Source organism: Arthrobacter sp. MYb213, from assembly GCF_002979915.1.
Classification (GTDB): Bacteria; Actinomycetota; Actinomycetes; order Actinomycetales; family Micrococcaceae; genus Glutamicibacter.
Window position 1 is genome coordinate 173934 of sequence record NZ_PCQA01000001.1, and the last position, 12874, is coordinate 186807.

Here is a 12874-nt window from a genome sequence, read left to right on the forward strand (position 1 = left end):
GATGGCATTCGCAACGGGACCGATCCCGATTCAGGGCCTTACCCGGCCCGATGATATGCGCAACCCCTCGGTGGTTGCGTTGGGTGGAGGACATGGTCTGTCCGCCTCGCTTTCGGCACTTCGCCGACTAACTACCGAATTGACCGCGGTAGTCACGGTGGCAGACGACGGTGGAAGCTCAGGTCGCTTGCGCGGCTCCTTTGACGTCTTGCCGCCTGGAGATTTGCGCATGGCCCTCGCTGCGCTCTGTGACGATAATGACTGGGGCCGTACCTGGCGCGATGTCATGCAACACCGGTTTAAATCAGATGAGCATCCCGAAGAACCGCTCAATGGTCACGCGGTGGGTAACCTGCTGATTCTCGCACTTTGGGAACTGCTGGATAATCCAGTGGCCGGTTTGCGCTGGGCCGGTGCGCTATTGGGCGCACGCGGTCAGGTACTCCCGATGAGCACCGTTCCTTTGTCCATTCATGGTGAAGTCCTTGAAGCGGACGAAGTGACCGATACGCTGATTAAGCGACGCGTGGACGGGCAAGCCCGACTGGCGGCTGCCGGCGGTGGGGGATTGGTTGCTAACGTCCATCTCGAACCAGTTGACGCGCCAGCATGTTCCGAAGCGTTGGATGCGATTGAACTGGCCGACTGGGTCATCCTTGGCCCCGGGTCTTGGTATACCTCGGTGTTGCCGCATTTATTGCTACCCGATATGCGTCAGGCTCTCGCCGATACAACCGCTAAGAAACTGCTGACAATGAACCTTGCCACGGACACCGCGGAAACCACTGGAATGGACGCTGCAGCGCATCTCGAAGTGTTGGGACGCTATGCTCCAGAAGTAAAGTTTGATGCGATTATCGCAGATGAAGCGCGGATTCGTAACAAGGAGAGATTTGAGCTGGCAGCGCAAAAACTCGGTGCGCGTGTCTTCTTTAGTAGAGTAGGGGTATCTGACGGTCGTGCCGAGCACGACCCGTTGCGCTTAGCGGCGGCCTATCATGAGGTGTTTACCGCAATAGGATCCTAATCGGATCTATGTAAGGGAGTTTGATTCATGGCATTGACGGCTTCCGTCAAAGACGAGCTGTCGCGGGTTGAGATTCGCAAGCCATCGGTACGTAAGGCCGAGGTTTCGACCATGCTCCGCTTCAGCGGCGGACTACATATTGTCTCCGGGCGAATAGTTATCGAGGCCGAGGTTGACTTGGCTGCGACCGCTCGCAGGCTCAAGGTCGCCATTGGCGAGCTCTACGGACACGACGCAGAGATTGTCATGGTCTCTGGTTCCGGAATCCGCAAGGGTAGCCGATACATCGTGCGCGTCGCCAAAGATGGCGAAGTTTTAGCGCGGCAGACGGGCCTACTCGATCAGCGTGGACGGCCCGTTCGTGGGCTTCCCTCGGTGATTGTTAACGGCTCTACCGCGGATGCCGAAGCGGTCTGGCGTGGCGCCTTCTTATCGCATGGTTCGTTGACCGAACCTGGACGCAGCTCCGCATTAGAAATCACTTGCCCTGGACCAGAAGCCGCACTGGCTCTGGTTGGCGCTGCACGACGCCTGGACCTCACGGTGAAAGCGCGCGAGGTACGTGGTGTCGACCGCGTGGTCATTCGCGACGGGGATGCAATCGCTCAGCTTTTGACCCGTATGGGTGCACATGATGCACTCATGGTGTGGGAAGAGCGTCGAATGCGTAAAGAAGTTCGCGCCACCGCGAACCGACTAGCGAATTTCGATGATGCCAACCTGCGTCGTAGTGCACAGGCCGCCGTAGCTGCCGGTGCACGCGTAGAGCGGGCGTTAGAAATTCTTGGTGACGAGGTGCCCGAGCATCTGCGCTACGCCGGGGTGCTGCGTCTGGAGCACAAGCAAGCGTCATTGGACGAGCTGGGTCGCATGGCCGAGCCGCCGATGACCAAAGACGCGATTGCCGGTCGCATTCGCCGCCTTTTGGCGATGGCTGATAAAAAAGCCGGTGATATGGGAATACCTGGCACGGAGTCCAGTGTTCCAGTAGATGAACTGGAACAGTAAAAATTGTCCCCGCGGGAGACCTTCCGCGGAGATTCAACCAATTGAGAAGATTGAGGAGAATCATGGCTGTTTATTCACTGCCTGAATTGCAGTACGACTACGCTGCACTAGAGCCGAACATCTCGGCTCGCATTATGGAGCTGCACCACTCGAAGCACCACGCAACTTACGTTGCTGGCGCAAACTCGGCGTTGGAGCAGTTGGCAGAAGCTCGCGAAAAGGGCGAATTCGGTAACATTCCAAAGCTTTCGAAGGACCTGGCGTTCCACTTGGGTGGACACACCAACCACTCGATCTTCTGGAACAACCTCTCCCCAGAAGGTGGCGACAAGCCAGTAGGCGAGTTGGCAGCAGCCTTGGACGAGTTCTTCGGCTCGTTCGACGCTTTCCGCGGCCACTTCACCGCTTCGGCCATGAGCCTGCAGGGTTCGGGTTGGGCAATCCTGGCTTACGAGCCACTGGGTGGTCAGCTGGTCATCGAGCAGCTTTACGATCAGCAGGGCAACGTTCCAGTAGGAACCATCCCGCTGTTGATGCTGGACATGTGGGAGCACGCCTTCTACCTGGACTACGTCAACGTCAAGGCTGACTACGTCAAGGCCTTCTGGAACATCGTGAACTGGGCAGATGTCCAGGCACGCTTCGAAGCAGCCCGCACCGGTGCCGCTTCGCTCATCGTTCCAGGTAAATAATCTACATTGAATTAACCTTCGGGTAATTCACCTCACATTTTGCGCGATTATCGCGTAGGATGTTACAAGTGTGTTGCGGACCTCGCATTTTTGCGAGGTCCGCAACACACGGCACAACGGAGTGTCCTCTTAGATAAGCAGGCCACTTCCGTGAAAAGCACGGTTGTGGCAACGTCATCCCATTTAGAGGAGATAGTCACGTGACAACTCGTGTTGGAATCAATGGTTTCGGTCGAATCGGACGCAACTTCCTGCGTGCAACGCTTGCACATAATGCAGACATCGACATCGTCGCCGTCAATGACCTTGGTTCAATCGACTCACTTGCCCACCTGGTGAAGTTTGATTCCGTGCTCGGCCCAGTCGGCCAGCCGGTATCCGTAGATGGCGATACCATCGTCGTCGGAGAACGCCGCATCAAGGTTCTGTCCGAGCGAGACCCGGCAAACCTTCCATGGGGCGAGATGAACGTCGATGTCGTCATCGAATCGACGGGCTTCTTCACCAAAGCCGAAGACGCCAAGAAGCACATTGCTGCTGGCGCAAAAAAAGTCATCATCTCGGCTCCGGCCAAGGATGAAGACATCACTATCGTGATGGGTGCCAACCACGAGAAGTATGATCCGGCAAACCACCACATCATCTCCAATGCTTCATGCACCACCAACTGCTTGGCCCCTATGGCCAAGGTGTTGAATGATGAATTCGGCATTGTTGACGGTCTCATGACCACCATTCACGCCTACACGGCAGACCAGCGTCTACAGGATGCCCCGCATAGCGATCCTCGCCGTGCACGTGCCGCAGCGCTGAACGTCATCCCAACTTCCACCGGTGCCGCCAAGGCAATCGGTGTGGTTCTGCCAGAGTTGAAGGGCAAGCTCAACGGTTACGCCATGCGCGTGCCAGTGCCAACGGGCTCAGCTACCGACCTGACGGTCAACCTGGCACGTACCGCCACCGTGGAAGAGATCAACGCAGCCTTCGAGAAGGCTGCAACCGAAGGCAAGATGGCTCAGTACCTTGAGTACTCGACCGATCCATTGGTTTCCTCTGATATTGTGACGAACCCTCACTCGGCTATTTTTGACTCCGGTTTGACCACCGTGATCGGTAATACCGCGAAGGTTGTGGCATGGTACGACAACGAGTGGGGATACTCTTCGCGACTCGTTGACCTTGTTGAATTCGTGGGATCAAGCCTCTAGTCGATAACCTAGAGACATGACTTCTCACACTCTCGACGATTTACTCGCTGACGGTGTCCGCGGGCGGTACGTTTTGGTTCGTAGTGACCTAAACGTACCGCTCGACGGGGCGACCGTAACTGATGATGGACGCGTCCGCGCGTCTCTTCCGGTGATCACCAAACTGACCGAGGCTGGTGCCAAGGTCATTGTGATGGCGCACCTGGGCCGCCCTAAGGGCCAGGTTGATTCGAAGTATTCCATCGCGCCGGCCGCACATCGGCTGAACGAGTTATCTGACTTCGAGGTCAGCGTAGCAACCGACGTCGTGGGCGATTCTGCCCGCGAGAGCGCTGCAGCGTTGACCGAAGGTTCAGTTCTCGTACTTGAAAACGTGCGTTTTGATGCTCGTGAAACCTCCAAGGTGGATGCCGAGCGCGAGGAGTTCGCTAAGGCATTGACCTTGCTGACCGGCGAAAACGGCGCTTATGTGAACGACGCCTTTGGCGCGGTTCACCGTAAGCACGCTTCGGTCTTCGACATTGCGGCTTTGCTGCCTAGCTACCAGGGTGACCTTGTCGCCACTGAGATCAAGGTACTGAAGACCCTCACCGAGGCTCCTAAGCGTCCCTACGTTGTTGTCTTGGGTGGTTCAAAGGTTTCGGACAAGCTTGCAGTAATTGACAACTTGCTTGGCAAGGCCGATCAGTTGCTGATCGGTGGAGGCATGGCATTCACCTTCCTCAAGGCCCAGGGGCACGCTATTGGCGGATCCTTGCTTGAAGAAGACCAGATTTCGGTCTGCCAGGAATACCTAAGCCGCGCTGAGAAACTAGGCTGCGACATCATTGTTCCTAGTGACGTGGTGGTGGCCAGCAAGTTTGGTGCCGACGCCGAGCACGAGGTGCTTGATGCCGACAAGATCGAGCAAGCGAGCTTCGGCGCTAACGGTTTGGGCTTGGACATTGGTCCAAAGTCTGCGGAACTGTTCGCCAGCTACATCACGAGTGCAAACACGGTGTTCTGGAACGGCCCAATGGGCGTCTTCGAAATCCCGGCTTTTGCCGAGGGCACCCGCACGGTGGCCCAGGCTCTGGCTGATTCCGAGGCATTCAGCGTAGTAGGCGGTGGCGATTCTGCCGCTGCGGTACGTGCGTTGGGCTTCTCTGAGGATGATTTCGGCCATATCTCCACTGGTGGCGGAGCGTCGCTGGAATACCTTGAAGGCAAGACCCTGCCCGGTGTTGCCGCTTTGGAAGGCTAAATTATGACGATGTCGAATAACGGCGCCTATGTGCGTCAGCCGCTAATTGCCGGCAACTGGAAGATGAACATGGACCACGTCCAGGGCATCACTCTGGTGCAGAAATTGGCGTGGACCCTGAAGGATGCACAGCACGACTATGATCGCGCTGAGGTTGCGGTGTTCCCACCGTTTACCGACATCCGTGGTGTGCAGACCCTGACCCTCGGCGATAAGCTGGACGTCGTTTACGGCGCTCAGGATTTGTCCGCTCAGGATTCGGGTGCGTACACCGGAGAAATCTCCGGTCAGTTCCTGAACAAGCTCGGCTGCAGCTACGTGCTGGTTGGCCACTCGGAGCGACGTGAGTACCACAACGAGACCAACGCTGTGGTGGCTGCGAAGCTTACCGCCGCTTACCGCCACGAGGTAACTCCGGTACTTTGTGTTGGAGAAGGCCTTGAGGTGCGGCAAGCAAGCGAGCATGTTGCCTACACGCTGACACAGCTTGCCGAGTCGTTGGAAGGCATTACCGCCGAGCAGGCAGCAACCTTGGTTGTTGCTTACGAGCCGGTATGGGCCATTGGAACCGGTGAAGTTGCCGGACCAGCAGACGCTCAGGAAATGTGTTCCGCGATTCGTGGGGCACTGACGGAGCGTTTCGGTGAAGAAGTTGCGCAGAAGGCGCGCCTGCTTTACGGTGGCAGTGTCAAGGCTGCAAACGCCGCCGCAATCATGCGTGAACGAGATGTTGATGGCGTGTTGGTCGGTGGTGCTAGCTTGGATGCCGAAGAATTTGCTAATATTGTAAGGTTCGAGCACCATCTGGTCACCGACTGAATCTAATTAAGGAACCGTCGACTTGGATATCATCAAGATCATTTTGCAAGTACTACTGGGCATTACCAGTGTCTTGCTAACCCTCCTGATCCTGCTTCATAAGGGTCGAGGCGGCGGTATGTCCGACATGTTCGGTGGCGGCATGACCAGCTCGATGGGTTCGTCGGGTGTTGCCGAGCGCAACCTGAACCGAATTACCATTATTCTCGGTCTGGTCTGGGGCGCCGTTATTATCGGTCTGGCGCTAGTGATGCGATTTAGCGTCGAGTCATAAGCGACTAAAATTCGAGGGTCCCACACAAGTGGGACCCTCGAATTCGTTAAAAGTGATGCTGCTTCATGCTGCTAACGAAGCTGTCCAAACCGGTCAGTATCAACGGTGGAGCCTAACACCAGCACCCGATCGCCTTCATTGAGTACGGTGTCTACATCGGTGTTCTGCCAAATACCAGCTCCACTAGCTTTGGCTGCGATGGTCACCCGGTACTTTTTTCTTGTCTGAGTTTCGCTCAGCGGAATCCCGCAGAGAGACTTTGGTGCCAACATTTTAACCATGGCGTATCCGGGGTCTACTTCCAGATAGTCCATGATTGACCCGCGGACCAGGTGGGCCACCCGGCGGCCCATGTCTTTTTCTGGATAGACGATGTGGTTAACGCCGAGTTGCTCAAGTATCAGCCCATGCCTGTCATCTTGCGCTTTTGCCCAAATCAGTGGAATCTTCATGCTCACAAGTAGTGAACAGCAAAGGATTGAGGACTGTAGGTGGCTACCTACGGCAACCACCACACGGTCAAAGTCATGGATGGCGAGCTGCTCAAGAACCTCACGGCGTGAGGCATCGGCCTTAACTACCTGCGTCAATTCGCCATTGAGTGCCTGGACATTGTCCTCATGTTGGTCAATGCCCAAAACATGAGTCCCGGTTTTCATTAGCTCTAACGCGAGTGAACTGCCAAAGCGGCCCAACCCGATCACTGCCACCGAATCGGCGGTGGAGGTAATCTTTGACTCTGAATGGAAATTTAGTAACTTAGCCAATGGCCGGCCTTTCTTTGGGAAGCTCATAGAGAGCCTTACGATTGCGCAGGGCTAGTGCGGAGCCGAGAGATAGCACTCCTACGCGCCCCAGGTACATCAGAGCTATCAGCACTACCTTGGCTTCATCTGGTAGGTCAGGGGTGATGCCCGTACTTAGCCCGACGGTGCCAAAAGCCGACGTCACCTCGAAGAGGCAACGATCCAGTGAGTAGTCCGTAAATAACACTAAGCACATGGTCCCGGCAAAAACTGCTGCGGCACCCAATAGTGCAACGGTGAGCGCTTGACGATGGACCGAACGTGAGAGTCGTTTGCCCAACACATTGACGGCAGCATCTCCACGTAGCTCGGTAATGATAATGAATGCCAAGACCGCAGCTGTCGTGATCTTGATGCCACCAGCGGTACCCGCCGGTCCGCCGCCGATAAACATGAGCACATCCATGCCCAGCCAGGTTGCCGGATGCATGGCCCCGATGTCGATGGAGTTGAATCCCGCGGTACGTGTTTGCACTGATTGGAAGAATCCGGCCAAGAGTCGACCTGCTGGATCCAGTGCTCCGAGCGTCTTGGGGTTGTTCCATTCCATGACGGTGATGAATGCGGTGCCACCAATGAGCAGAATCGCTGTCATTAGCAAGACCAGTCGAGTATTCATACTCCATTTCAGGGTGTTTGAACCGTAACGGCGCAGTTGGACGAGTACGGGAAAGCCCAGGCCGCCGAGGATGATGGCAAAGCTGATCGGTAGGCTAATCCACGGGTCGTCAACGAAGCCCATGAGATTATCCGTGTACAAGGCAAAGCCAGCATTGTTAAAGGCCGATATCGCATGGAATGCGCCATGCCACATTGCCATCGGCAAACTGTGGTCGTAGCTAAGCCAGAACCGGATGGTCAACACTGTGGCCGTGAGCGCTTCGATGGACAGGGACAGCAGTAACACCGTCTTAGCGGCGGTGCGGATATCTTGCCCACTGAGCGCGCTGCTTTCACGTTGGCTGGAAAGCCGGGTCAGTGTGCCAATTTTTCCCATCAGCAGCATGCTCAGCAGCGAGGCGACGAGCATGATCCCTAAGCCGCCGAGCTGGATCAGCACAATGATCACGATTTTGCCGAACAGCGTGTAGTAGGTCGCCGTGTCCACCACGGTCAACCCGGTCACGCAGACTGCGGAAGTCGCGGTGAAGATCGCATCGATTAAAGAAGTGAAGTGACCTTCGTTGTGCGCCCATGGAGTAGCTAGCAACAAGCCACCGACAAGAATCGCACCGAGGAACCCCAACGCGACGACCTGGGCAGGTTTTGCCAGTGAATTTTGTCCCCGGGAGTGAGGGGGTCTAGAAGAATCTGCGCGCATCATTTCACATCGTTCGAAGTTGCATCGTGCTTATGCGCGAGCGGGAGTAACGAATGAAATCCTACGCCTGAACCGGGTTTTGTCTAGTGTGATTTGCAGCTCATATTATCGGATCTGCTGGCGAAGTGCCAAATGTTTTTCAGGCCCCGATTGTCAACCTTCTGCGTTGTTCTTGCAGGCTTCCGTAGCGCTAGTTTTGTATCCGATTATGCTTCGCTGACGCGCTAGGTTAGCTAAGTGCACTGTCCACGAGTTCAGCAACGCGTTGTGCAGTACCCCAGGAGAGGGTCACACCCGCTCCGCCATGGCCGTAGGCAGCCACCACTGGTAGCCGGTGGCCCGAAACAAGTTCTAGACGGATGCTTGCTCGTGCCGGACGTAAACCAACCTTGTGCTCCAAAACTTGTAGTCCTGCCAGTTCCGGCACCAGCGCGGTGGCCCGACGAAGAATTTGCGTCGCGGTCTTTGGATCAACTTCTTGGTTCCAGTCGTGTGCGGTGTCCGTGCCGCCGACAATAATGTCCTCTCGGCGCGGAATGATGTAGCTAACACCCTCCGGATAGTCATCGTCGCACAACCAATTTCTCAGATTATTTGTGTTCGCTAGTCGCAGGACCTGGCCACGTATTGGATACACCGTATCGTCGTCGCCCAATAATTCTCCGCCACGCAACCCACCGGCAATCACCACCACATCGGCATCATGCTCAAGCTCTTTTAAATCCTTGATGGTCTGACGGATAAAAGTAACCCCTAGCTTTGCCACCTCGTTTTTTAGCCACAACAGGTAGGTGCTCATGGTGATGATGGGAACCGTTGCGTAGGCTCCGCCGAAGGCGCCTTCAGGCAGATCTGCGGGGAGTGCCTCACTCACGTTTGCCACGATTTTTGTCCAAGACCGGTCAGCTCCGGGAACATGGTCGACGTTTAGTCCGGTGCGCAAATCTACCCCGGTCTCGGCGATGTGAGCTAGTTTCTCGAAGCGCGCCAGGGAACGGGCAAGTAACAGGTCCGCGGCGGGGGAGTTTTCCGAATGGTAGGGGAACCAAATGGCTGCGGCTACCGCCGAGACGGTTTCTAAGCTGTCTTGATCGGCGATCACGGTGACGTGGTGGCCGGCACTTGCTAACTCGTAGGCGCTGGATAATCCAATGACGCCGGCGCCGATCACCGTAATTCGAGTGGGCTGTGCTGAATGTGTTTGGGTGCTCAAGGGAAGTCCTTTCAAATCACAAAGACCGGTGCTTCTCACGCATGAGAAACACCGGTCTTTGTTTGCGCTTAGAGTAGCGTGGCCGCGCTACGGTCAATCAACCAGCGAGTGGCCTCGGTGCCTTGAACGGCACTAGCTGGCACCGCCAACTCGTTGACCTCGTGCTGGGCTGCTGCTAAGGCTGGAGCTTTCTCCGCACCAGAGACCAGTAACCACACCTCACGGGCGGTGTTGATGGTGCTCATGGTCAGCGACACCCGATGTGGTGGTGGCTTGGGGGAGTCATGTACCGCAATCGCGCCGAGATGCTCTGCCCGAGTGAGATTCGGGAACAATGACGCGACGTGCGAGTCCGGGCCCATGCCCAGCATCAATACATCAAACACCGGATTTGCGGCACCTTCGCTGGCTTCCTCGGCCAGCAACTGCGTGTAGGCGGTTGCCGCGTCCTCGGCGCTTGCGTAGGAGTCACTATCACCCATCATGTGTACGTTACCGCGGTCAGGGCCCAGTGCGTCCAAGGCAGTGAATAACGGTTCGGCCTGCACCGCGTTGCGGTCTGCGCTGTCGGCGGCGACAAATCGTTCATCGCCCCACCAGAAGTGGACGGCGGACCAGTTCACCGAGACGTTTGCCGGGTTCTGCGCCACGGCAACCAGCGTCGCAATGCCCAGCGAACCGCCGGTCACAACCACGTGGGCCACTCCGCGAGCGGCAAGTGCGTCGGCGATCGTGGTAATCAATCGGGCGGCGATACCTTGTGCGGTGGCATGGGCATCTTCATGGATGACAATTTGTCTAGCGATCACTGGAACGGATGCTCCTTAGGTTGGTCAAGGTAAGTCCACGGGTGATGACCTCACCAAAAACGTCGTCGGCGTCAAGCCGGCGCATTTCTTCGGCCAAACACTCGGCGACCGAACGGCGTGGCAGCGAGATTCGCTGGGGTGCTGAGCCAGGTAGGTACAGATGTGCCACGGCTCCGGAAGGGCGTGAAAGTTCCACATCCCCGCCCTCGCGGGTGAGTCGGACGCTAGATAGACCACCGGTGGACTTATCCGCCGCGATAGTTACCGGAACCTCCAGGCACATGGTCAGCCAGGCCGCCAGCAGCGAGGTGGACGGTGAGTTTTCTGAGCCTTTTACGGTGATGCCCGTCAAGCCGTCGGTGCCGATCAAATCAATGATGCTGGCAAGCTGTGCACGCCACAGGGTGATGCGCGTCCACGCAAGATCGGTGTCTCCAGCCCGGTAGGTGCTGGCCCGTTGGAACAACGCCTCGGTGGGGTCGCTGGTCTCATTGGAGTCAGTGATCCGTCGGTGGGCGAGTTTGCCCAGCGCGGTGTTGTATGGATCTGCTGGAACCCCGTGTGGCCACCAAGCAACAATCGGGGCATCTGGCAGTAACAGCGCCGAGATTAACGCTTCATCTGCGGCCATATTAGGGCCGTGCGTGCGCATCACGATGACCTCGGACGCTCCGGCGTCTCCGCCGACGCGGATCTGTACGTCCAGACGATTTTCGCCCTTTTCAGAACCGCGCACCACGACAATAATTCGGCAGGGGTGCTCACGGCTTGCGAGGTTGGCCGCCTCGATGGCATTCTCCGCGAAACCTTCACGAGTAATGACTACCAAGGTCAGCACCCGAGACAATGCCACCACACCGTGGGTGCGGCGCGAAGAGATCAGCTTTTTAGCCACCTTATTGGTGGTTGTATTGGGAAGATCAATCATCATGGTCGTCGCCACGTCCTTCCATCTTTGGCCATCAGCTCATCCGCGCTGGCCGGACCCCAAGAGCCTGGAAGATAAGGATCTGGTTGCTCGGGTTGCGCTGCCCAATACTCTTCGAATGGGTCAAGGATGCGCCAAGACTGCTCAACTTCTTCGTGGCGGGGGAACAACGGTGGTTCGCCCAATAACACATCAAGAATTAAACGTTCGTAGGCTTCCGGGGAAGACTCGGTGAACGCGTTGCCGTAGCCGAAGTCCATGGTGACATCGCGGATTTCCATCTGGGTGCCTGGCACCTTAGAGGAGAAACGGATAGTGGCGCCTTCATCTGGCTGCACGCGGATGACAAACGCGTTTTGACCAAACTCGTCATCGGCGTGATCTGTGAACAGCAGGTTTGGTGCACGTTTAAAGACCACCGCGATCTCGGTGACGCGGCGGCCTAGACGTTTGCCTGCACGCAGGTAGAACGGGACACCATTCCAGCGACGGGTATTGATGTTTAGGCGGACCGCAGCGAATGTTTCGGTCTTGGAAAGCGGGTTAAAACCTTCTTCATCCAAGAAGCCGACTACTTCCTCGCCACCCTGCCACCCGGAAGTGTACTGGCCACGAGCACTAGCCTGACCCAAATCCTCAGGTAGCTGAACGGCGGTGAGTACCTTTTCCTTTTCGCTGCGCAGGTGATCGGCGTTGAAGGAAATAGGTTCCTCCATGGCGGTCAGTGCGAGCAGCTGGAGCAGGTGGTTCTGGATGACGTCGCGGGCTGCGCCCACGCCGTCGTAGTAGCTTGCACGTCCACCAATGCCGATATCCTCGGCCATGGTGATCTGCACGTGGTCCACGTACTTGTTGTTCCACAGTGGCTCGAACATCTGGTTTCCGAAGCGCAATGCCAGGAGGTTCTGCACTGTTTCTTTACCCAGGTAGTGGTCGATGCGGAAGACCGAATCGGCCGGGAACACCGATTCAACGATTTCGTTCAGTTCCCTGGCACTTTGTAGGTCATGGCCGAAAGGCTTCTCAATGACTACGCGTTCCCAGCCCGGGTTCTCATCCTTGGCGAGTTTATGCTCGGACAGCTTCTGGCAGACTACGTCGAACCAGCTCGGTGGGATGGAAAGGTAAAACGCGTGGTTTCGCCCGGTGGACCGGGAATCTGCCAGCTCGTCGAGGGTCTCTGCGAGCTTTTCATAGGCATTGTCATCGTCGAAGGCGCCGGAAATGAAGCGCATTCCGGCGGCCAGCTGGTCAAAGACCGTCTCGTTAAACGGGGTTCGCGCACTGGCCAAGATCCATTCGCGAGCCTGGTTGGTGAAGTCTTCTGCCGTCCAGTCGCGGCGGCCGAAGCCGACAATGGCAAAGTTTGGGGGTAGTAGGCCGCGGTTGGCCAAGTCATAGACCGCGGGCATAAGTTTTTTGCGGGCCAGGTCGCCGGTGATTCCGAAGAACACCAGCGCGCCCGGACCGGCGATGCGGTTAAGCCGCCGGTCGCGGGCGTCGCGAAGTGGATTACTCATATTTTT

The 12874-nt window shown here is 56.8% G+C and carries 13 protein-coding genes; 7 read left to right on the forward strand and 6 right to left on the reverse strand.

The annotated features are described in order from the left end of the window. Position 1: 1 nt before the first annotated feature. From CQ011_RS00795 to secG, 7 genes are all read left to right on the forward strand, one after another. Positions 2-1027, forward strand: a complete 1026-nt coding sequence (locus CQ011_RS00795; RefSeq protein ID WP_105673751.1) for a gluconeogenesis factor YvcK family protein — start codon at positions 2-4, stop codon at positions 1025-1027. Positions 1028-1054: 27 nt separating this feature from the next. Beyond that, on the forward strand, positions 1055-2035 hold the full coding sequence (gene whiA / locus CQ011_RS00800; RefSeq protein ID WP_096254577.1) for a DNA-binding protein WhiA: 981 nt from the start codon (positions 1055-1057) through the stop codon (positions 2033-2035). Positions 2036-2097: 62 nt separating this feature from the next. Further along, positions 2098-2727, forward strand: a complete 630-nt coding sequence (locus CQ011_RS00805) for a superoxide dismutase (protein ID WP_096254578.1) — start codon at positions 2098-2100, stop codon at positions 2725-2727. A 200-nt stretch (positions 2728-2927) separates the two neighbouring features. Next, positions 2928-3935 (forward strand): type I glyceraldehyde-3-phosphate dehydrogenase, encoded by a 1008-nt coding sequence (gene gap / locus CQ011_RS00810; RefSeq protein ID WP_105673753.1) that lies wholly within the window; start codon positions 2928-2930, stop codon positions 3933-3935. A 16-nt stretch (positions 3936-3951) separates the two neighbouring features. Then, a complete protein-coding gene (locus CQ011_RS00815; protein WP_105673755.1) occupies positions 3952-5178 on the forward strand; it encodes a phosphoglycerate kinase in 1227 nt (408 codons plus the stop codon). Between the two features lie 3 nt (positions 5179-5181). Continuing rightward, positions 5182-5997, forward strand: a complete 816-nt coding sequence (gene tpiA, locus CQ011_RS00820; protein ID WP_096254581.1) for a triose-phosphate isomerase — start codon at positions 5182-5184, stop codon at positions 5995-5997. Positions 5998-6019: 22 nt separating this feature from the next. Then, positions 6020-6271, forward strand: coding sequence for a preprotein translocase subunit SecG (secG, locus tag CQ011_RS00825; RefSeq protein ID WP_096254582.1), 252 nt, complete (start codon positions 6020-6022; stop codon positions 6269-6271). Between the two features lie 71 nt (positions 6272-6342). Here the strand turns inward: secG and CQ011_RS00830 are convergent, their stop codons facing one another. From CQ011_RS00830 to zwf, 6 genes are all read right to left on the reverse strand, one after another. Further along, complete coding sequence (locus CQ011_RS00830; RefSeq protein ID WP_105673757.1) at positions 6343-7065, reverse strand: potassium channel family protein; 723 nt, start codon at positions 7063-7065, stop codon at positions 6343-6345. Beyond that, complete coding sequence (locus CQ011_RS00835; protein WP_286161035.1) at positions 7031-8401, reverse strand: TrkH family potassium uptake protein; 1371 nt, start codon at positions 8399-8401, stop codon at positions 7031-7033. The genes CQ011_RS00830 and CQ011_RS00835 overlap by 35 nt, the downstream gene beginning before the upstream one ends. A gap of 226 nt (positions 8402-8627) precedes the next feature. Then, positions 8628-9611, reverse strand: a complete 984-nt coding sequence (locus CQ011_RS00840; protein ID WP_105673761.1) for an NAD(P)/FAD-dependent oxidoreductase — start codon at positions 9609-9611, stop codon at positions 8628-8630. A 68-nt stretch (positions 9612-9679) separates the two neighbouring features. Then, entirely contained in the window at positions 9680-10420 is a 741-nt protein-coding gene (pgl, locus tag CQ011_RS00845; RefSeq protein WP_105673763.1) for a 6-phosphogluconolactonase, read from the reverse strand. Beyond that, positions 10410-11351: a glucose-6-phosphate dehydrogenase assembly protein OpcA gene (locus CQ011_RS00850; protein WP_105673765.1), complete on the reverse strand. Its 942-nt coding sequence runs from the start codon at positions 11349-11351 to the stop codon at positions 10410-10412. The genes pgl and CQ011_RS00850 overlap by 11 nt, the downstream gene beginning before the upstream one ends. Beyond that, positions 11348-12868 (reverse strand): glucose-6-phosphate dehydrogenase, encoded by a 1521-nt coding sequence (gene zwf, locus CQ011_RS00855; RefSeq protein WP_105673767.1) that lies wholly within the window; start codon positions 12866-12868, stop codon positions 11348-11350. The genes CQ011_RS00850 and zwf overlap by 4 nt, the downstream gene beginning before the upstream one ends. Positions 12869-12874 lie beyond the last annotated feature (6 nt).